Genomic DNA, 20,789 nt, shown 5'->3' with positions numbered 1-20,789 from the left:
CAACATGTTCAACTGGGTCGGTGGACAGCTCGACGGCATCCTGAGCACTTACGTGCTCGGAGTCGTCTCGACGCTGATGACGGCGCTCGCGCCGATTGCGCTGACCGCAATGACCCTGTGGGTTGCACTCTATGGCTGGGCCGTGCTTCGCAACGAGGTGTCCGAGACTCTGCCAGTATTCATGTGGAAGGTCTTCAAGATCTTGCTGGTCCTGGCCTTCGCACTTCAATCGGGCCTCTACATCGCCAACGTCTCAGACACCGCCAACGCTTTGGCCATGGGAGTAGCCTCGACGTTCCTACCGGCTGGCGTTGACCCCGCAACGGTGACCACACCGTACGCCCTGCTCGACAAGTTCAACGACGATGCGAGCGCGCAGGTGTCGGACATCATGAAGGAAGCCAGCATGTTCCGGGTGGACCTCTTCTTGGCGGCTGCCATCTTCTCGATCGGCTCGGTCGTGTTTCTCTGCATCGCGCTGTTCGTGGTCACGTTGTCGAAGTTGTTCCTGACCTTCGTGATCGCGGTCGGACCGCTGTTTGTGCTGTGCCTGGCGTGGCGACCTACGGCGCGTTTCTTCGACAGCTGGCTTTCGATGGTGCTCAACGCGGTGGTGTTGACCTGGTTCGCGTTCTTCGCGCTGGGCCTGAGTACCTTCATGGGCGTGTCCATGTTCAAGGCGATTCAGGATGGGGGCGGCTTCCTCGGTGGCACGTTCAACGTGCTCGGCGAAGCAACGCGCTACTGCGTTCTGATGATCCTCATGGCCATCATCTGCTTCCAGGCCCCGAGCCTCGCGTCAGCCCTCACCGGTGGTGCCGCCGTACAGCAAGGGATTCAGATGATCCAGAACGCGATGATGGTCTCGGGCCTGCGTTCGGCATCCGCTGCGCGCGGTTCAGGCGCCGGCGCGGCGGCTGGCGGCGTCGTCCAAGCCGGCACCGGGCTCCCATACGCGGCCGGCCGAGCTACAGCCGCCGCTGCATTGACCGGCAGCCGCTTCGCCGGAACGATGGCCACCGGTGCCGCAGCCTTCGCCCGCCAGGGATTCACCGCGGCTCGCACTGCCGCCTACCGGCTGGCCGCCCTGCGCGGCCGGAGCTGAACCTCAACCGTCAAGGAGTACGCCATGCGCCTTCGTCTCCACAAGCTCGCCGCCGCTGCCTGCCTCGCGGCCGCCGCGCTCGGCACCACGCCCGCGCGCGCCAGCGGCATCCCGGTGATCGACATCGCGAACCTGATCCAGACCATCCAGCAGGTTCTTAACGACATCACCGAAATCCAGAACCAGGTGCAGCAGATCACCCAGCTGCAGGACCAGCTGAACAGCATCAACGGCTTCCGCAACCTGGGCCAGGTGTTCAACAACCCGATGCTGCGCAACTACGTGCCGGCTGAGGCCTACACCTTCGTCAATGCGGTAAACACCGGCGGCTATTCCGGCCTGACTGGTACCTCGAAGGCGCTGCGCGACGCAGGTATGGTCTACAACTGCATGGACCTGGCCGGCGCCGAGCGCACGCGCTGCCAGGCCGCGCTCGCCGCGCCGTACCAGACCAAGGGCCTGCTGCAGGACGCGATGAAGTCCGCCGCGGGGCGCCTCGCGCAGATCAACTCGCTGATGAGCCAGATCAACGCCACCGCCGACCAGAAGGCGGTGCAGGAGATCCAGGCCCGCATCGGCGCTGAGAACGCGCTGCTCGCGCACGAGGTCTCGCAGCTGCAGATGCTGCAAGGCATCGCCGACAGCGAAGAGCGCATCGCCCGCTCGCGCGACCGCGAGCGCCAGTACCAGATGCTCGGCCGCACCGGGAAGGTCGCCGACTACCTGCCGTAGCTGAGTAGCTCATGAGTGCCGTCCTGACGGCCGGCGGCAAGCCGGCCGGAGCCGCTGCATTGCCCGGTGCCGTTCATCGTGAAGTCGCGCGGGGCGATGAGTCCGATGCCGAGTTCGCAGCTAACCGCTCTTGGGAGCTCGACCGCGCGCTGATGATCGAACGCTCGGAGCGCCGCGCCTGGTGGGTCGCCATCGCCGGCATGGTGCTCGGGCTGATCGGCATCGCCGCCGTGTTTGTGCAGGGTCCATTGCGGCGCGTGGTCGAGATTCCGATCGTCGTCGACCGGGTCACCGGCGAAGCCACGATCCAGCAGCGCCTGAGCGTCGAGACGATCCCGCCGATGGAGGCGCTCGACAAGCACAACCTCGCGACCTTCGTCCGGGCCCGCGAGGGCTACAGCTGGATGTTCCTGCAACGCGACTTCGATCAGGTCGCGCGGATGGCCGTGCCGGCGGTCTTCGGTGACTACAACCGCCAGTTCGAGGGCGACGCGGCGCTGCAGAAGAAGCTCGGCGCCAGCGAGGACTGGCGCATCCAGATCGTCGGTGTACGCCTGTCCGCGACCGGCCGCGCGGGCAACAAGGGCGAAGCGCAGGTCACCTACGACAAGGTCGTTCGGCTGGTGGACCGCAACCTGCCCGAGGTCACGACGCGCCATGTCGCCAGCGTCGTCTACCAGTACCAGCCCAGGGTGCTGGCAAAGGAGAAGGACCGGCTGGAGAACCCGTTCGGTTTCGTCGTGGTCGCGTACCGCTCTGACCCCGAGATCAACACGACCGGTCCAGGAGCGAAGCCATGAAACTCGCCGGCGCAGTTGCAGTGCTCTGCGCGTTCTCCACCCTCGCGGTGGCGCAGGCACCGAACGGCACTCAGGCTGGCCCCGCCGGCGATCCACGCCTTCGCGAGGTCGTCTACGACGCGAAGGCTGTGGTCACGGTCCCGGTCAAGCGCGGCGTGGTCACGCTGGTGATGCTCGATTCCGACGAGGTCATCGCGGAGGTTGCTTCGGGCCTCGGTGGCGACTGCGCGAAGGCTGAGGCGGCCTGGTGCATCGCAGCCCAGGCTGGAGGACGCAACCTCTTCGTCAAGCCGAAAAGCACGGCCAGAGCCGCGAACACGGTCGCCGTGGTCACCGATCGTCGCTCGCACGCTTTCCGCTTCGTCGTGCTCGCCGACGGCGACCCGAAGCCGCCGGTGTACCGCCTGGTCGTCAAGGCGCCGGTGACGCGGGCCGCAGCGCCGGCTCGGCACGCCTTGAGCGACGGGTTGCCGCCCGCGCTTCTGGCCCCGCTTGCCGCGCTCCCGCCCCCTCCGGCGACTCCCACGCCGCAGCAGGTCGTCGCCGAGCGACTGCAAGGCAAGCCGCAGGTGCTCAACAGCAGCTATTCCATCGCCGAGGGCGACGCGTCGGATGACATCGTGCCGGCGCTGGTCTTCGACGATGGCCGCTTCACCTACCTGCGCTTCCCGGGCAACCGCGAGGTGCCGGCGGTCTTCCACGTTCTGGGCAACGGCAGCGAGACGCTCGTCAACGCGCGCATGGAAGACGATCTGCTCGTCGTCGACCGCGTCAGCCGGCGCCTGATGCTGCGCGCCGGCTCGGCCGTTGTGGCGGTCTGGAACGACGCCTTCGACCTCGACGGCGTGCCGCCGGAGCGCGGCACCACGGTGCCAGGCGTGCGGCGCACGCTGAAGGCCGACAGCACGTCGGCTCGCCAACAGGCCGGCGATCAACGCAGTGAGGTGGCGCCATGACAGATCCCGTGCGTCCTGAAGAACGTTTCGACAAGGGTCCTGTCGAAGACCCGAACAGCATCGCGCCGCTCCCAGGCGAAGCCGGCATCCCGAACGTCGCCGAGCGCCAGCGCCTGGCCGTCTCGAAGAAGGGCCTGCTGGCACTTGGCCTGTTCGTACTGACCCTGATCGTCATCGCCGCCTTCACGATCCAGAAGTTCGCCGCCAGCGGCAAGAAGCTCGATGATGAGTCCAAGCGCGTCAGCGACCGGCCGACCGCGGCGACGGCCGAGCCTCGACGGCCCGAGATGCCGGTGATCGCCACCGCTTCCGCCAGCACGCCAGCAGTGGGCGGGCCTCGCATCCCGGCGATCGTTCCGATCACCGATGAGCTGGCCGAGCCGATAGGGGTACGGCGCACCGGAGCGGGTGCCCCCGGCGGGGGTAACACCAAGGTGGTTGCTCCGGATGACGCCCCCGTGCTGCTGGTGACTTCGCGGCCGACGCCACCCAGCGCCGCCCCTGCACTGCCCGCGCGGCACACCGAGCCGGTCGCAGCCACAGGTGGAGAGCCGCGCGACGTCGGCCCGAACGATCCGATCGCCAACACCGCGCGCAACCTGCAGGGCTACCAGCGGCAGCTGCACGCGCTGCTCGACACGCTGACCCGCAGCACGGCGCTCGCGACCGGACAGGTCACCGGGCCGGTTCCGACGGGGGCACTCCTTGGAGGGCCCCCGTCTGGGATCACCCCGCCCGGTGTGCAACCCGGCGGTGCCACCCTCCCCGGCGCTGGCCTGTTCGGCGGCCAGCTTCAAGGCTCGGCTACACCCCGGGTCGCGTCAAGCATGTTGGGCAACCGCAGCCTGACGCTGCCCAAGGGCACCGCCTTCACCTGCGCCCTCAAGACCAAGGTCGTCAGCGCCGTCTCCGGCCTCGTGGGCTGCCAGGTGCAGCGCAACGTCTACAGCGACGACGGCCGGGTGCTGCTGATCGAGCGCGGCTCGCACCTCGACGGCGAGTACCGCATCGCTTCGTTGCGGCCCGGCACTGTGCGTATCCCGGTGCTCTGGACGCGAATCCGCACGCACAATGGCGTCACCGTCGACATCGAGTCGCCCGGCACCGACCAGCTCGGCGAGTCCGGCATCGACGGCTACGTGGACAACCGCTGGGCCGAGCGCATCGGCGCGGCGATGCTGCTGTCGCTGATCGACGACTCGGTCAAGCTGATCATCCAGAACCAGGCCAACGAGACGAATGCGACAGGGGCCGACACGATCGTCCTGCCCTCAACGACGTCCAACTCCAGCAAGCTGGCCGAGAAGGTGCTGGAGAGCACCATCAACATCCCGCCGCTGATCTATCGGAACCAGGGCGGCATCGTCGGCATCTATGTCGCCCGCGACGTGGACTTCTCGTCGGTCTACGAACTGCAGCCGGTGCCGCGATGAGTACCGTGCTGGACGCCCACCGCGACGCGGGCAACCTGTCCGACGCCTGGCAAGGCGACGCCACGTCGGTCATCGAGTTCCTCCGTCCGCTGCGCGAGCAGCTCGACGCCGACGGCGTGCTCGAGGTCTGCGTCAACCGCCCGGGCGAACTGCTGGTCGAGACCGTCAAGGGCTGGCGGGTCGTGCCGGCGCCCAAGATGACGCAGGAGCGCTGCCTGTCGCTCGCCACGGCGGTTGCCACATACTGTGATCAGCAGGTCAACCAGGAGCGCCCGCTGCTGTCGGCCACGCTGCCGAGCGGCGAGCGCATCCAGTTCGTCATCCCGCCGGCGGTCACACGCGGCACCGTCTCGATCACGGTCCGCAAGCCGTCGCACCTGATCAAGCGGCTCGACGACTTCGAGCGCGATGGTCTCTTCGAGCGCACAGCCACCATGACGCGCACCGCATCGAGCAAACTGCTGCCCTTCCAGCAGGAACTGGTGGCGCTGAAAGAAGCCCGGCGCTACGCCGAGTTCCTGCGTCTGGCGGTACGCCGGCACCAGACGATTGTCGTTAGCGGCAAGACCGGCTCGGGCAAGACCACCTTCATGAAGGGCCTGGTCGAGGAGGTGCCCAAGCACGAGCGCCTCATCACGATCCAGGACACCGCTGAGCTAATGCTGCCGAACTACCCGAACGTCGTCCACCTCTTCTACAGCAAGGATGCCCAGGGCACGGCCCGCGTGACGGCCAAGTCGCTGCTCGAAGCCTGCCTGCGAATGAAGCCCGACCGCATCTTCCTCGCGGAGGTGCGCGGCGACGAGTGCTTCTACTTTGTCCGCCTCGCCGCTTCCGGCCACCCGGGCAGCATCACCAGCGTCCACGCCGGCAGCTGCGCCCTGGCGCTGGAGCAGATGTCGCTGATGATCCGCGAGAGCGGCGGCGGCCACGGCTTGCGCATGAACGAGATCAAGTGGCTGCTCGGCATCGTGATCGACGTGATCGTGCAGTTCGATCGCGACGAGCGCGGGCGCTTCATCTCCGAGCTGTTCTACGAGCCTCGGCGACAGCGGCTCGGTCGTTGGGACGATGCGATGGGAGAGCGGGCGTGAGCAGCATCGCCGCGCTGTCGATGGCCTCCTGGCCAATGCCGCGCAAGGTGGCCGCGGCGCTGTTTGGCATCGTCTGCATCGTCGGGCTGGCCTGCGCCGCGATCTACCTGTCGGCCGTGCTGTTCCTGCTGCTGAACAAAGCCGACCCGAGTCAGGCGCGCTTCGGCAGCATCACGCACTACTGGGTGCTCTACGCCGACGATGCTCGGCTGCGGAAGTCGCTCGTCGCGTCGATGGTCGTGAGCGGCGTCGGGCTGCTGATCCCGCTGCCAGCGGCCTTGATCGCTGCGGCACGCCCGCGCCGGGCGCTGCACGGCGATGCCCGCTTCGCGTCGGCCACGGAAGTCGAGCGCGCGGGACTCACTGGCAACGTCGGCGGCTCACCCAGCATCCTGCTCGGCCGATACGGCAAGCGTTTCCTGGCGCTGCCGGGTCAACTCTCGGTGATGCTGTCGGCGCCGACCCGCAGCGGCAAGGGCGTCGGCATCGTCATCCCCAACCTGCTCAACTGGCCCGATTCGGTCGTGGTGCTCGACATCAAGGGAGAGAACTTCGACGTGACGGCTGGCTTTCGCGCGGCGCACGGCCAGGCGGTGTACGCCTTCTCGCCTTTCGACGACAGCGCGCGCAGCCACCGTTGGAACCCGCTGAGCACGATGCGCACGAGCCTGCTGCACCGCGTCGGCGACCTGCTCGCCATCGGCCAGGTGTTCTTCCCCAACGATGGCGGCAGCACGTCGTCCGAAGCCTTCTTCAACGACCAGGCGCGCAACCTCTTTCTCGGCATCGGGCTGTACCTGCTAGAGACGCCGGAGCTGCCGCGCACGATCGGCGAGATGCTGCGGCAGTCGTCCGGCAAAGGGCAGCCGCTGAAGGACCACTTCACGGCCGCGATCAAGCAGCGGGCCGAGGATGGCAAGGCTCTATCCGATGAGTGCGTCGATGCGCTGCAGCGCCTGCTGTCGAACTCCGAGAACACGCTGTCGAGCATCGTCTCGACCTTCAACGCGCCACTGGTGATCTTTGCGGACGCGGTGGTCGATGCAGCGACCTCCGCCGACGACTTCCGGCTTGAGGACGTGCGGCGCCGACGCATGTCGATCTATGTGCGCATCCCGCCGAACCGCCTGGCCAACGCCCGGCCGCTGCTGAACCTGTTCCTCTCCCAGCTGGTCAGCCTGAACACGCGCACGCTGCCGGTACAGGACAAGGCGCTGTCGGTGCAGTGCCTCCTCGTCAACGATGAATTCGCCGCGATGGGCCGAGTCGGCATCATCAGCTCAGCCGCCGCCTTCCTCGCCGGCTACAACCTGCGCCTGCTGACCGTCGTCCAGGCGATGTCGCAGCTCGACGCGGTCTATGGCGAGAAGGAAGCCCGCACCTTCGTCACCAACCACGGGCTGCAGATCCTCTACGCGCCGCGCGAGCAGCGCGACGCCGACGAGTACAGCGCCATGCTCGGGCACTTCACCGAGCGGGCCACGTCGCGCGGGCGCAGCCGCTCGTTCAGCGGACACGGCCATACGACCGTCAGCCGCAACGAGTCGGAGCAGCGACGCGCGCTGCTGCTGCCTCAGGAGTTCAAGGAGCTGGGCTCCGAGCGACTCGTGATCGTGATGGAGAACTGCAAGCCGATCCTCGGCGAGAAGATCCGCTACCACCGCGAGAAGGTATTCAAGGCCCGGCTGCTGCCGCCGCCCGAAGTGCGGGCGATCGACATGGACCTGCACTTCGCCAAGGTGCAGCGCCGATGGACCTGGGCGCCCGACGAGATCGGTGCCGGTCAGGGCCTGCGGCTCGAACAGCTCGCGCTGGACATGCCGAACCTGCCGGACTTCGCGGCGGCGGAGAGCGACCTCGACGTCAAGGCGGTGGTCGATCAGTTCTTCGGCGGCACGCTCGTTTCCGGACCGGCTGTCGGTGTCATCGAGGGGTGCGCGTCGAGGCGCTCGATGAGCCGGCCGAAGTGACGCTGGGCGGCGAGCCCGGCCAAGAGCCTCGTTCAACCGAAGAGGTGATTCCATGACCCGACCCATCACGCTGCTGGCTTGGCTTCCGTGGCTCCTGCTCGTCACGTCGTGCAGCTCGCCGCCGAAGCCGCCCACGGTGGACGAATCGCGCCGGCGGCCGGTGAACGCCGCGATGGCGGTCGATCTGCAGTCGTGCCGCAGCGACCTGGAGAACACGCGCATACTCGCCAAGGAGAGCGTCCGCAGCGCCGAAGCCAGCAGCCAGGCGATGGCACGCATGGTCCATCACCAGCAACTGCTGGTCCGCGGCATCGCGACGAACGCTCCCGCCCAGCGGAACCTGCTCGTGCCGGTGCTCTTCGCCTTCGGCAGTACGCAAGTCAACGTGCCGGACGCGGATGCCACTCGCATCGTCGACGAAGCGCGCACCGCGCCGCTGGTTGTGCTGCGCGGTCGTACCGATGGCACGGCGGAGTCTCCTTCAGAGAGCGCTATCGCCCGCCAGCGTGCCGCGGCCGTCGAATCCTGGCTGGTGCAGTCCGGTGTCGATCGCGCGCGCATCCGCACGACCTGGCAGCCGGTCGGCGACCACGCCGCCGACAACTCGACACCCGGCGGCCGCGCGCTGAATCGCCGCGTCGAAATCGAGATCTACCGCGCGGCACCCATCGTGACGGCCGCGGGCGCTCCCGACACGACGCTCGCCCACCGCTTGGCGAGTGATTGACCGGGCCACGAAACGGAGGCAACGATGGACGACTATCGCGAAGCGCGTCACTGGCCCGCCAAGGGGGGCACCGTCGAGCCTGGTGACCGCGCGGCGGTGGCCAAGGCGACCTTCCAGGCACCTGACCCCTCGGAAGGCCCGCGCTTTGAGCTGCGCGACGCGACCACCGACCTGATTTACCACGCGAAGATTTTCGACGACATGATCGTCAAGGCCGATCGGGTGGGCGCGCTTCGCTTCACCGCCATCGACACCGAGGGCCAGCGCAGCTTCGTGCACAAGGCCGACGGCGCCTGGCAGCGTCCGCCGTGGCTCGAGCCCGCGACGCCAGCGCGGGGTCCCGAAGCACCGGCGGCGCGGGACAAGGAGTCGAGCCGGGGAACAGCGAATGTCGTGCCGCTGACGCCTGCCGCGCCGGCACCGCAGGTCGAAGCGATCGTGGCCCGCATGGACGCCGAGGCCGAGCGAGGCGCCCTGGTGGCCCAGCTGGAGGCTGCTCTGAACGAGCGCTACGTGATCAAACGCGCGATGGTCTCGATCGGTGACAAGCCGGTAGGTCAGACCGAGTACCGCTTCCGCGGTGACACCACGCGCGTGGCGTTCACCGAGTCCACCCTCCGCCTCGCCACCGACACCAACAGCCCCTCAGTCGCCCGATCGATGGTCGACGTCGCCGAGGCGCGCGACTGGAAGGCGCTGCGGGTCTCCGGCCACGAGGAGTTCCGGCGCATGGTGTGGTTCGAGGCCTCGCTACGCGGTGTGAAGACGATCGGCTACGAGCCGATGCTGAGCGACATGGCCTGGCTGCGCAGCGAGCGCGAGGGGCGGCAGGTCAATCGCATCGAACCCGCGGCGCGAACGGATGCGCCGGCAGCGGCCGGCAAGGCATCGGCCCGCGGCAGCGGCAGCCGCAAGACGGTGCTCGCGGCCATCGAGGCCGTGCTCGTTGCCCAGCGCGTGCCGGAGAATCGGCGCGAAGCGATCATGGCTGCGGCGGCCGACAACCTGGCCAAGCGCCTGGCCGCCGGCGAGGTGCACAAGGTCAAGGTGTACGACAAGGCCGCGCCGCAGCAGCAGCCGGTGGTTCGCCCAGCGCCGGAACAGCAGCGTGCGCGTGAGCGCACGGCGCATGTCCGGTAGCCAGACCTCAGGGCAGCGTACCGTGGGCGCGTACCTCTTCGGTAGCGCGCCCTCAGGGCAGCGTACCGTGGGCGCGTACCTCTTCGGTAGCGCGCCCTCAGGGCAGCGTACCGTGGGCGCGTACCTCTTCGGTAGCGCGCGGGTGACGTCCGAGGACGAGGGCTTCGCGGACGCGCTGGCCGCCGCGCATGCCGACCGCCTGCGGCCGAAGTGCCTGTGCCTGGTGCATGGCATCGAGATGTACGTCGCCCGCCTCGCGGGCACGGATGCTGGTTTCATCGTCAAGCGCATGCCCGGCACCGGCAGCCGGCACGCGCCGGACTGCGCCTCGTATGAGCCGCCTCCCGAGGCCTCTGGCCTCGGCCAGGTGCTCGGCACGGCGATCAAGGAAGACCCGGCCACCGGCGAGACGGCGCTGAAGCTCGGGTTCTCGATGTCGAAGCTCGGAAACCGGGCGACCATGCCAGCGCCCGGCACCCCATCGGACAGCGTGGCCTCAGACGGCAGCAAGCTGTCTCTGCGCGGGCTCCTGCACTACCTCTGGGACCAGGCCGAGCTGACCCGTTGGCAGCCGGGCTTCGTCGGCAAGCGCAGCTGGGGCACGGTGCGCAAGCACCTGCTGCTGGCGGCTGAGAACAAGGTGGCGCGCGGCGAGGCACTGCGCAGCCGGCTCTACATCCCGGAGCCGTTCTCCATCGAGCAGCGCGACGCGCTCAACGCCCGCCGCATCGCGCAGTGGAGTCACGCTGTCGCGGCGCCGGGCAAGCCACAGCACCTAATGCTGCTGATCGGCGAGGTGAAGGAAATCGTGCCCGCGCGCTATGGCTACAAGGCGGTGATCAAGCACGTGCCTGACCAGGCCTTCGCGCTCGACGATCCGCTCTACCGGCGCCTGGGCCGGCGCTTGGGCTCGGAGCTGGCGCTTTGGGCGTCTGCCGACACCGTGCACATGGTCGTGATCGCGACCTTCGGAGTCAGCGAGGCCGGCATACCAACGATCGGCGAGATGTCGCTGATGCCGGTCACGCCGCAGTGGCTGCCGGTCGAGGATTCGTTCGAGCGTCAGCTCGTCGAACGCCTCGTCGTCGACGGGCGAGTCTTCATCAAGGGGCTTCGCTACAACTTGCACCGCGGCCAGTGCCTCGCGACCGCCACGCTGACGGACACAGGCGGCGCCGGGTCGCTGATGTTCGTCGTGCCGCCTGGGCTCGAGGAGACGGCCGTGGCCGATGGCGTCACCGGCGTAAACCCTCGCGGCGACGCGCCGGTTTGGGTGTGGCGGCGGTCAAGCGAAGCGATGCCTCAGCTACCAGCTCCCGTGAAGCCGATATCGAGGTCGCGCGGATAGGCCGACTCCGGCTACCGTCCGATAAACATAGAGAAGTTGCTTCCTCGAGGCAGTCGGGTCAACTTCTCTGCTATGGCAAAGGCAAGCTTTAGACTGGTTGCAGGTGTTCGGCGACGTGTAGCTGGACGACCGCCTTTGGCCGGAAGCGGACGGGCACGATGCTGTGGATGCGAGTCAGGGAGGCGCGGACTTCGACGAGGAGATCGCCAAGCTCCGCCGGTTGGGCGCGCAGCTGTGCGAGAAGCATCTAGACCGCGCCGGCGGCGCGCGAACGGCGCTCTTCGCGCCGAGCTCGAGTCGAGTTGAACGTCCTCCGCTTCGATGATGATCGCCTGCGCTCCTGTATTGGGTCCTAGGAGCAGTTGCTCGTCGCTCGCAGGCGCCGCGCGCGGCGCGTCGCCCCGCGAGCGGCCCGTGCTCGCGCGTGGCGAACTCGAAGCTATCCCTTCTAAAGGATGTGGCCCTTGAGCAGAGGGCAAGCGGGCCAGTTGGGGTTCAAGACGATCAGGAGGTGGCGAGCTCGGGTGGCGGCGACGCGAACAAGCCTGCGGCTCTTCGGGTAAGGCGGCTGGTCGCCCCGCCAGATAAAGCTCGATTCGAGCCCCCCGTCGCCGAATCGGGGCTCCCGCAGCAGGATCACGGCGTCGAACTGCTTGCCTTTGGCCTTGTGCCAGTTCATCACCTGAACTCCACGCGGCGGCTCGGCTCCGTCGAGGATTTGCTCCTGCGCGAGCGCGCTGTCCAGAGCGGCCCGCGCGCGCGTGTAGGCGCCGTCGCGGAGCCACTCCGCGGAAAGGGCCGCGGAGATTCGGTGTCCGCGCTGAAAGGCCACCATGAAGTCGAGCTGTCGTGCCGCGCGCTGCAGCGCGGCTTCGCCGGACTCGCGCAGCGCGCGCTTCGCCATGAGCCAGTCCGCGGGCGGGTCTCCGGTGAATGGCGAGCTCCGAAGCGCCGCGAGCGCCGCGCGGAAGGCTTTGACGATGTTCACCTTCGGAGGCTTCCCCGCCCTGATCTGCTGCGCGCGCAGCAGATAGTTCGCGACCTCTGCCTTGCCGGTGCCGGTGGCGCGCCTCGCGTTGGCGAGCAGCTCAATGCACGTGGCCACGTCGTCGTCTTCCCGCGCTGGGTCCTTGGGCTCGAGCAGAAACGCCGCGAGCCTGGCGGTGAGCAGAGCCTCGGCCTCGTCGAAATGCAGCTTGTGCGGGACGCGCTTTCCGTCCGGCGCGTCGACGGCGTTGAGCGCGTTGGAGGCTTTCAAGGCGTTGCGAGTGGTGTCGGCGAGAACCGCGATCGTGTTGGGCCGCGCGCCGCTGGAAGACTCGGCCGCCTTGATCGCCGCGCCGATGGCCCGGCGCAGCAACGCGTTCCAGTTGACGCTCTTCGGCTCGTATCCGATCTGCGCCACTCCCTTGTAAGGCTTCCCTCGCGGGCGCGCGGTGAGGATGTCGTTGGCGAAGGCCAAGATCTCGGTGTCAGGGCTGCGGCCGTTGTCGCTCCCGAGATCGACTTCGAACGGATCGAGCGCGGCACGGATCTCGACCACGCGCTCGGGGCCGACGCCCGGCAGGAAGTCGGCGTAGATCTGCTGCTCGAGGTCCGCCAGGCACAGGATCTGCGCGTTGGGAGCGAGCAGCTCGACGCAGCGCCAGGCGTCGCTCCCCGTGTCCTGCGCTTCGTCGACGATAATGAGCGGATGGGCGGCGCCGATCAGGCCGGGAAGGTGCCGGCAGCGCGCCAGAAGCTCCGCGGCGTTGGGCGCGAAGAGGTCGAACGCCACGCGGCCCTCCTCGCGGAACATCCGCTCCCTCTCGGCCACCCACTCGTTCCATCCCTCGTCGCCGCGCTTGATGCCGCCGCACATCGCCTTCTCGTCCTGCGGCAACAGGAGGTCCAGCCACTTGGGCGCGCCCAGCAGGTATCCGTGGGTTTTGAGCACGCTCCAGAAGAACGCATGGAAGGTCTGCACAGAGAGCAGGGACAGATGCTTCTTGGGCACTTCCAGCCGCGCGGCGTCGAGCACGCGCGTCACCGCCGCCCGCGAGAAGCTCAGGAACAGCACCTTCTGCCCCGGCCGCATGCCGATTTGGATCCGCGCCAGGGCCTTCCGCAAGGCGACGGTCGTCTTGCCGCTGCCCGGCCCTCCCAGCACGAGGCCGTGACCAGGGCACGCGACCACGCTCGCGCGCTTGGGGCAGTTCGGATCGATGGCCACCGCCTCCCCTAGGCCGGGTCGCTCGCGTCCGCCGCGGTCGCCGCTTCGTCGTCGGGATCCGGCGTTTCCTTGATCTTGGGCATGGCGGAAAACACTTGGGACAGGAACTTCATGACCGACGGCGGCAAGTCCGCGTAGTCGCATTCCTCGAAGAGCCGCGCCGCCCAACCGGCGCCTTTCCCGCTGCGCAGCGCCACGGCCGCGAGCTTGCGCACGGCCGCCTCGTCGGCCGGCTTCGCCGCCGGGATGCCAAGCTCCACGCCCTCGCCGCCGTCACGCAGCTGCTCGAGAAAACTCCACAGCGTGCCGGCGGGCATCTCCTGGGCGACTAGGTTCTCGAAGCCCTTGTGTTCGGTCTCGAAGTCAACGTCGTAGCTTGCGGCGAGCGCGGCCTTCGTCTTCTCCGAACGCTTCTTGTCCAGATCGTAGAAGCCGAACGTTTTGAGCCCCAGCGTCTTGAAGAACTTGCCGAACTTGGGCATGTTCGACTCGCCACCGGCGTGGAAAAACGTGGCGCCCAGGATGTCGAGAGGCTGGCCGCCGGTGGCGGCGGGGTCTTCGGCCTCCATGCGTGCGGCGGCCACCGGCAGCGCGTGGAACTCGGTGAGCCCTTCGACGACGATGGCGCCCTTGCCGAGCATGCATTCGCATAGGCCCCAGCGGGCGAACTGCTTGAACTCCTTGTCGGTGAGCCCGGAGGCGTCTGACACCTTCTGCGACGACACGACGCCCGCTTGTCGCGACAGCAGCAGCGTGTGCGAGGGCTCGAAGCGTTCGATCACGAAGGGCGAATGCGAGGTGACGAAGGCCTGGCTCGTTTTGGTGAGCAGGTAGTGCGCGATGCGCCGCTGGGTGGGCGGGGGCACGGCGATCTCCGGCTCCTCCATCGCGAAGATCACGCTGTCGGGTTTGAGCTCCGCGATGACCGACAGCAGCGCGAGAACGAGCGTGTTCAGGGTGCCCGTTCCGGCGTGCGCGAACGGGACGTGGTCCTGGTCGGCCGACAGCGCCAGGAAGAACGACATCGTCTTGCGCAGGTGGTCGCGCGTGAGCTCGGAGACGTGCAGCTTCGTGGCGTTGCCCGGCGCTTCGAGGGGGATGTAGCGCGCCAGGCGCTGCTCGATGTCGCGCAGCACGGGCGCTATCTCGGTGGCGTCGGACTCGACGTCGAGCTCGCGCAGGCGCCGGATGGACCTCTCCCAGAGCGTCGTCCGGATGCCTTTGGTGCGCAGGATGATGTCGAGAAGCGTCCCGCGCTCGAGGCTCAGCGCGCGCGAGCCGGTGCGCAGCGCGCGAAGGTAGAGAAACCCGAACTCCCGCTTGATCTTGCGCGAGACCGGCGTGAGCTCGCCCTCGTCGGCGTCGGGGCTGCGCGAGAAATAGGTTTTTGCCTCGAACTCGTCCTCCTCCGGGTTGTAGGCGCCGATCGTCTCCAGGCGCAGGCACGGGATCGACGTCGGCGGGTTGGCGAGGTCGGCCTCGGCCTCCCCGAGCACCCGCCGCTCCTCCACGTGCCAGAACTCCAGGTGCCCGCCGCACAGGTTCAGCACAGCCTCGCTGGGCTCGACCAACACGACCTCGATCCGGAGCGCGATGGGTTTGGGCTCTTCTCCGTCCGCCGCCGGCTCGAGGTATTGGGCGTTGTAGAAGTCGAACTCGTCGATCGCCGGAGTGCGGTTCAGCCTGTCCGGGCCCAGCGCCAAGTCGAGCGCTTCGCAGATGGTGCTCTTGCCGACGTTGTTGGATCCGACGAACAGCGTGTGCCCGTCAAACAGGAGATCGGCGGATTGGACACCGCGGAAATTGGTGATCGAAAGCTTTACGACCTTCACGCGTCCTCCCCCTGGGTATGGGCGCTCGCCGCGTTGTTTTGTGCGCCCAGCGGACATTCTGCCCCGATGGGTTCGCGGCCCTCGGGGAGCCGCCAAGAGGCGGGCTGAAGCCCGCGCCTTCACAGAAAGCCTCGCTCCGCGAAGGACTAGACGCTGCCTCCGGCGACGACATGTGGTCGAGAACGCTGACATCCACCAGCACGAGCGCGGCTTTAGCTTCTTCGTGAGGGCCTCGTCCGCCCTGCTCGGCTCGGCGACTCCCGAGGGGTGGTTGTGAGCCAATAGCAAGGAGGTCGCATTGAGCGTCAGGGCCCGCTTGACCACCTCGCGCGGATAGACGGAAGTCTGTGTGAGCGTGCCTTGGAACATCTCTCGGCACTCGATGACGCGGTTCTGCGGACCTAGGAAGATGACGGTGAACACCTCCGGTTCGTGGTCGCCCATTTTCACCGGCAGGTAGTCCTTGGCGCATTCGGGGCTCCTGACGACGTCTTTGGGCCCGACGCGCTTGTCGAGGATCGGCTTGGCGGCGAAGACGATTTCGCCCTTCGTGGAGGGCTGGTATTCGCCGAGAGGGGACATCCCGCGACTTGCCGCGAACGACCGCTCCCGCTGCACTGCTGACCCTCGCTGCGGCCCCGCACACCCGCCACGTCACCCTATTCGAGCCAGTCCGGCAGTCCGTGCGTCGTACACAAACTGCGTGATCGACCCGTCCCGAATGCGCTCAACCGCCTCGCCGATCACCTGCTGCGGCACGACGAACCACTCCCTCGGCTTCACTGGCCTGCCGAAACGATCCTCGATCGTCAGGTCAAGCTGTACGGAGCCGAACAACCGATGGAAGATGTTCTCCATTCGGGATCGGTTGAGGTTGTGCAGCTTGTACTTGGCCACGATCTCGACCGGGGCCAGCAGGTAAGTCGCTTTGGTTCTCCGCGTCGGCGATGCGCGTCGCGACCTTGCCGCCTGTGACACCGATTTTGTGGATCAGCATGCGGTGCTCGGACACGAATGGATGCTTCGATAGGCTGCGAAGCACATAAATTGTGTCAGTCTCAATGTCATCCCGGCTCGGCGGTGTCGCCGAACTGCGGATCAAACAGCGGCCCTGCATCAGGTTCGCTCAGGCGCCGCCCGTTGCCGTCCTTCGTCAGCGCCTTCTGCAGCGATCGCATCAGCAGATTGCTCTCGGTCCCATTGCCGTAGATGAGGTGCAGCCGCGCATTGGGCTGGCCGCCGCTGGTCTGGAACTCATCGCCCGTCTCTGCCACGTAGGCGAACTGCCCTCCGACGATGAAGAAATTCCCCTGCTCGACGCTGGCGGAGCACCGTGATGTCCGACTGGCTGGATGGATCACTGCCGACGCCCAACTTAAGCCTCCGCGGCGCGCAGCTCAGCCATCGACGCCACGCGTGCGCCGTTGACGAAGGCCACGTCGTCGCGTACCTCGATCAACATCGCGCCGAAAGCGCTGTTCCACACATAGCGCTGCCCACCCTCGCTGGCGAGTTCGAGGTTGGGCTGATCGGCGGGCTGTGGGCCGAGTTGCACCTCGGGAACTAGTGGCAGGTTCGGGGCGTTGATTGGAGTCGGGTGCCGAGCGGTGGTGTGCTTCAGTGGCTCGGCTCACAACTGTACGTCCATCCAGTATGATGCGCTAGCCTACCGCGCCGGGCTTGTCCTCGTCGGGGCCTGCGTGCGTGCGGGCTGCTCCGGCACATGGGTGACGGCTCGCGCCGCATTTCCGGCCGCGAACGCCTCGATCGAGCGGGCAAGCTGCTTGTCTTCCTGGCGGCCGGTAGCGGCTAGCGCGGCTGCAAGCTCGCGCCAGGCAGCGTGGGCGGCATCCTGGCTGGCCCGCGCGCCAGCGCCCTTGCTCGCGGCCGGTTCAGGCTTCAGGAGCCTGCCATCGGCGCGCGCGTTCACTTGCCAAAGCGCCGGATAGTCACGCGACGCACCTCGCGTTGCTTGACGCGTCGCCTCAGCCTCTATGCCCCGCTCGCGCAGCTTCGCCGCGAACGTCTCGCGCCAGCGGTGCAGGTCCGCCTTACGCGGATTCAGGCGCCGGCCATGCTTCGACTCGGCGCGAACGCTGATGTGCACGTGCGGGTTGGCCTGGTGGTCGTGCAGGACCATCACGAACTTGTGGTCTGCCAGCTCGGACTTGGCGAACTCGCGCGCTGCCCAGAGCACGCTCGCCGGGTCGGTGCCGCGCGGCATAGACAGCATGATGTTGAAGGCCTCTCGCCGGGGACTCGTGTCTTCGATCAGGCTGCCGCCGTAGCGCCAGTCGTCGGCCAGCTCGGCCAGCGTGCCCTTGCCGCGCATCGTCTGGCTACGCTCGTCCTCGATTTCGAGCCGGCCGTTCTTGCTGATGTAGCGGAAGTGCGCCGCGATGGCCTTCATGCCGCGCCCGCCGCCCGTCACCTTGACCATCACCTGCGGTGCGCGGCGCACGACGGTCGCCGCGATGCGCTCGCGGATCGCGGCGGCGCGCTGCCGTGCAACGAGGGCGCTGAGTTTCGGCTGCGGATTGGTCTTGACAACCCGATTGCCCGGATAGAACAGGCGGTCCCCCCCCACTGGATCAGGACGCCATCGATGTCGTGCGGCTCGGCCATGGCGATCTCCTTCAGGTCATGCAGCAGCGCGTGGCTCCCGTTGGGCGCCGACGCGGATCGGCCCTGGCGGCCGCAGTTCGGCCAGCAGGCCAGCGGCCATTGCCAGGTGCTCCCGTACATCGCTGCCGAGCGTGTCGAGCATCTCGCGGTACTCCATCGCGGCTCGCACTTGGCCCTGGCGCAACAGAGTCGTCAGGTGGTGCAGGTTCCGGGTCAGCGTCGAGAGCTCGGCGCAGGACGCGTTGAGTGCCGCGAGGAGGTCCGGGCGGGCTGCTAAGCCGCCCACCAGCAGCGGTACCTCGGCCAGCAAGCCGGCGACATAGGAACTGCGCGACAAGCCGGCTCGCGCCGCGCCCGCTGCAAGCTGCGCTGCCCCCGCACTTGTCAATCGGATTGACAGCTTCACCGAGCCGCCTGCGGCAGGCGGGCTGATGGGCTCGCCGGCGGGGTCAGTGGTCGCGATCACGCCCAGCTCGCGCTCGACCGCACGCCGCACCACGACTGACACGTGGACTCGCTCGGCCGCAGCACGCGCCACCAGCGCGGCCTTCAGGCCGTGCAGGTCAACGCTGATGCGATCACGTGCCGAGGGCGCCAACCCGAGACTCCTGACAAGCGGAGCGTGTCAGACATCGGCGCCACCGCGCCTATCCTGCACTCACCTTCGCATCTAGTCTCGGCTCGACTCGAGGTCGAAAGACCGACGAATTTGGCCGGAGATTCGTCGGTCTCGACGAGACCCGGCGCGCCTGTCAAACCGTTTGACAGCGTCGACGACGCGCACGGCAAATGAGAGGGGCGCCACGTGAGCGCCCCTGTCGTAGGGGTTCGACACCGTTAACGACTGACGAACCCGCGCAACTTGAGTGCCGTGGCCGGCGCCAGCCGGCGTGGGCCACCGGTCAAGGGCCGTACGTACAGATGGCCCTCCTTGCCAGGGGCAACCGAGACCACCAGTTGGAAGTCCTGGCCGTCCATCTCCACGTGCAGCCGCTTGTTTGTCTTCGGCTGCGGTCGCGCTCGTTGTGCAGGGTGTTTGGCCGCTTCGCCTGGTTCACTGTCGACTCGCGCTGCATCGACGGTCTGCATCATTGCGCAAGCCCCGGGCCGGGCCGAACCCGGCACGACACCGGTCAGCTCCGCCTTCATCGCCGCCACGCTGTCCCGGGTGATCGACTCGCGGTCCGAGACCCACGCTTCGATGTACTGCGGATGCTCGCCGTGCAGTCGCCGCAGTTCGTACAGCTCCATCATCCCGCGGCAGCGCCCTTCCCTGTACGCCTGCAGCAACCAGCCGGGCGCCTCGATCAGCGCGGTCGCCAAGGTCACCCACTGCCGGCTCTTGCCGAGGTTCTTGGCGATGTCGGCCTGCTTGTCGCCGAGCGCCAGGCGCTTCTGCACGAACAGCGCCAGTTCGAGCGGCTTCAGGCCCTCGCGCTGCTCGTTCTCGATGACCTGGTCGTAGCTGTCGGCCGTGGTGTCGATGAAGGCCGGGATGGTCTCCAGGCCCGCAAGCTTCGATGCCCGCAGGCGCCGCGCGCCGAAGTTCAGCAGCCAGCGACCGGCGTGCTGCAGGCTTGGCCGCACCGAGATCGGCTGCCGCACCCCACGCTCCCGGATCGTCTCGGCCAGCTCCTGCAGGCCGTTGGCGTCGAACTCGTGGCGCGGTTGATCGGGGTCTTCGTCGATGGCTTCCACCGGCAGCAGCAGCGGCTGCCCGGACGACGTGGGGCTGGGCGCATCGAGCGCAGCCAGGTCATCAAGTTGCAGCGGCATCGGCGGCCTCTGTGCGCTTCGTGGCAGTGGCGACATCGGTCAGGATGTCGGCGATTCGCGAGAGGCTCGGTTCGATCTCGCGCCAGGCGTCGCGCGCGGCGGTCTTCTTCATCTCCCACAGCACGGCGCCTTCGGCCTGGGCTTCAGCGACGCACGAACGGCGCGGGATCGACGCGAACGCGCCAGGCCCATCGCCGATGCGGATCATCAGGGCGTGGTACTGCCGCACGACCTGGGTGAAGTTCGCCCGCTGGAACGGTGTCGGCTCCACCATCGTCGGCAGCAGCCCGATCAGCGCGAGCTTGGGGTTCAGTACCGCCTTGATCTTGCGCAGGCCGACGCGGTCGTGGTTCAGCAGGCCGCTGACGCCATCCATTGCCTCCTGGTTGAGCTGGATCGGCGACAGCACGAAGTCGGCCGAAGCCACCGCGGCGATGACACGGATGTCGGGATTCGGGTTCGTGTCGATGACGCACACGTCGAAGCGTGCGTCCACGGCCGCGAGGACGGCACGGACGTTTCGGGCGAACGGCGTGTGCAGCGCGGGCTGGCGCTCCAGACCGAGCAGTGCGCGGTCCCCGGGAACCAGCACAAACGGCTTGTCGGGAATGGCGGGCGGTGTTCCGGTGAGCAGTGCCTCGGCCGTGCACGCGCTCGGCGTCGGCTTCCCCGACAGGCGTAGCGGCTTGGTGAAGTTGGCCTGGTGATCGAGGTCGATCGCGAGCACTCGGCGGCCGCGATGGACAAGGTGGTGCGCCAGCAGCGTGGCGACGGCGCTCTTGCCGACGCCACCCTTCTGGTTGCACAGGACGAGGGTCTTCATGGGCTGGCGCTCCTTCGCGAACGGATCGCGGACCACCGACCCGGGAGGTGGGCGCGGTGCGTGCGATGGAGCCCTGTCCGGCGCCGCGTCCTCGATGGGCCGGAGCCGGATCCCCCGAGCCGGCCGAGGCGGCAGCGGAGGCCGGCGAACGTTTTGCAGCCCGCAGCGGGAGCACCGCGCGCGATCAATGATCGGCGTGGGATTGCGGTGTGGTGG

The 20,789-nt window shown here is 67.8% G+C and carries 19 protein-coding genes and 1 pseudogene; 10 read left to right on the top strand and 10 right to left on the bottom strand.

Annotation, left to right across the window (positions count from 1 at the left end; translation table 11 throughout):
- Positions 1–4: 4 nt before the first annotated feature.
- From LRS07_RS08725 to LRS07_RS08680, 10 genes are all read left to right on the top strand, one after another.
- Positions 5–1,105, top strand: coding sequence for a TrbL/VirB6 family protein (locus LRS07_RS08725; RefSeq protein WP_260501541.1), 1,101 nt, complete (start codon positions 5–7; stop codon positions 1,103–1,105).
- A 24-nt stretch (positions 1,106–1,129) separates the two neighbouring features.
- Positions 1,130–1,837 carry a P-type DNA transfer protein VirB5 gene (virB5, locus tag LRS07_RS08720; RefSeq protein WP_260501540.1) on the top strand — a complete coding sequence of 236 codons (708 nt, stop codon included), beginning with the start codon at positions 1,130–1,132 and terminating at the stop codon, positions 1,835–1,837.
- Positions 1,838–1,848: 11 nt separating this feature from the next.
- Entirely contained in the window at positions 1,849–2,637 is a 789-nt protein-coding gene (locus tag LRS07_RS08715) for a VirB8 family type IV secretion system protein (protein ID WP_260501539.1), read from the top strand.
- Positions 2,634–3,593, top strand: a complete 960-nt coding sequence (locus LRS07_RS08710; protein ID WP_260501538.1) for a TrbG/VirB9 family P-type conjugative transfer protein — start codon at positions 2,634–2,636, stop codon at positions 3,591–3,593. The genes LRS07_RS08715 and LRS07_RS08710 overlap by 4 nt, the downstream gene beginning before the upstream one ends.
- Complete coding sequence (gene virB10, locus LRS07_RS08705; RefSeq protein WP_260501537.1) at positions 3,590–5,026, top strand: type IV secretion system protein VirB10; 1,437 nt, start codon at positions 3,590–3,592, stop codon at positions 5,024–5,026. The genes LRS07_RS08710 and virB10 overlap by 4 nt, the downstream gene beginning before the upstream one ends.
- A complete protein-coding gene (virB11, locus tag LRS07_RS08700; protein ID WP_260501536.1) occupies positions 5,023–6,120 on the top strand; it encodes a P-type DNA transfer ATPase VirB11 in 1,098 nt (365 codons plus the stop codon). Before virB10 ends, virB11 begins: the two co-directional genes overlap by 4 nt.
- Complete coding sequence (locus tag LRS07_RS08695) at positions 6,117–8,090, top strand: type IV secretory system conjugative DNA transfer family protein (RefSeq protein WP_260501535.1); 1,974 nt, start codon at positions 6,117–6,119, stop codon at positions 8,088–8,090. Before virB11 ends, LRS07_RS08695 begins: the two co-directional genes overlap by 4 nt.
- 52 nt (positions 8,091–8,142) lie before the next feature.
- Complete coding sequence (locus LRS07_RS08690; protein ID WP_260501534.1) at positions 8,143–8,817, top strand: OmpA family protein; 675 nt, start codon at positions 8,143–8,145, stop codon at positions 8,815–8,817.
- 24 nt (positions 8,818–8,841) lie between these two features.
- Complete coding sequence (locus tag LRS07_RS08685) at positions 8,842–9,957, top strand: LPD7 domain-containing protein (protein ID WP_260501533.1); 1,116 nt, start codon at positions 8,842–8,844, stop codon at positions 9,955–9,957.
- Positions 9,958–10,069: 112 nt separating this feature from the next.
- Positions 10,070–11,305, top strand: coding sequence for a DUF1173 domain-containing protein (locus tag LRS07_RS08680; RefSeq protein ID WP_260501532.1), 1,236 nt, complete (start codon positions 10,070–10,072; stop codon positions 11,303–11,305).
- A gap of 448 nt (positions 11,306–11,753) precedes the next feature.
- Here the strand turns inward: LRS07_RS08680 and LRS07_RS08675 are convergent, their stop codons facing one another.
- The 10 genes and pseudogenes from LRS07_RS08675 to LRS07_RS08630 form a co-directional block, all read right to left on the bottom strand.
- A complete protein-coding gene (locus LRS07_RS08675; RefSeq protein WP_260501531.1) occupies positions 11,754–13,517 on the bottom strand; it encodes a UvrD-helicase domain-containing protein in 1,764 nt (587 codons plus the stop codon).
- An 8-nt stretch (positions 13,518–13,525) separates the two neighbouring features.
- On the bottom strand, positions 13,526–15,349 hold the full coding sequence (locus LRS07_RS08670; RefSeq protein ID WP_260502078.1) for an ATP-dependent nuclease: 1,824 nt from the start codon (positions 15,347–15,349) through the stop codon (positions 13,526–13,528).
- A 270-nt stretch (positions 15,350–15,619) separates the two neighbouring features.
- Positions 15,620–15,793: pseudogene (locus LRS07_RS08665) on the bottom strand (JAB domain-containing protein); the annotation flags it as partial.
- A 210-nt stretch (positions 15,794–16,003) separates the two neighbouring features.
- The gene (locus tag LRS07_RS08660; RefSeq protein WP_260501530.1) at positions 16,004–16,246 is read right to left on the bottom strand and encodes a GIY-YIG nuclease family protein; all 243 of its coding nucleotides are present in this window, start codon (positions 16,244–16,246) and stop codon (positions 16,004–16,006) included.
- A 167-nt stretch (positions 16,247–16,413) separates the two neighbouring features.
- Entirely contained in the window at positions 16,414–16,710 is a 297-nt protein-coding gene (locus LRS07_RS08655; RefSeq protein ID WP_260501529.1) for a hypothetical protein, read from the bottom strand.
- A gap of 14 nt (positions 16,711–16,724) precedes the next feature.
- The gene (locus LRS07_RS08650) at positions 16,725–16,904 is read right to left on the bottom strand and encodes a hypothetical protein (RefSeq protein ID WP_260501528.1); all 180 of its coding nucleotides are present in this window, start codon (positions 16,902–16,904) and stop codon (positions 16,725–16,727) included.
- 111 nt (positions 16,905–17,015) lie between these two features.
- A complete protein-coding gene (locus tag LRS07_RS08645) occupies positions 17,016–17,936 on the bottom strand; it encodes a relaxase/mobilization nuclease domain-containing protein (protein ID WP_312028366.1) in 921 nt (306 codons plus the stop codon).
- Between the two features lie 54 nt (positions 17,937–17,990).
- Entirely contained in the window at positions 17,991–18,572 is a 582-nt protein-coding gene (locus tag LRS07_RS08640; RefSeq protein ID WP_260501527.1) for a hypothetical protein, read from the bottom strand.
- Positions 18,573–18,811: 239 nt separating this feature from the next.
- Positions 18,812–19,750, bottom strand: coding sequence for a ParB/RepB/Spo0J family partition protein (locus LRS07_RS08635; protein ID WP_260501526.1), 939 nt, complete (start codon positions 19,748–19,750; stop codon positions 18,812–18,814).
- The gene (locus LRS07_RS08630; RefSeq protein WP_260501525.1) at positions 19,734–20,573 is read right to left on the bottom strand and encodes a ParA family protein; all 840 of its coding nucleotides are present in this window, start codon (positions 20,571–20,573) and stop codon (positions 19,734–19,736) included. The genes LRS07_RS08635 and LRS07_RS08630 overlap by 17 nt, the downstream gene beginning before the upstream one ends.
- Positions 20,574–20,789 lie beyond the last annotated feature (216 nt).

The organism is Aquabacterium sp. J223 (genome assembly GCF_024666615.1).
Taxonomy (GTDB): domain Bacteria; phylum Pseudomonadota; class Gammaproteobacteria; order Burkholderiales; family Burkholderiaceae_C; genus J223.
This window is presented reverse-complemented; position numbering and strand designations above follow the sequence as displayed.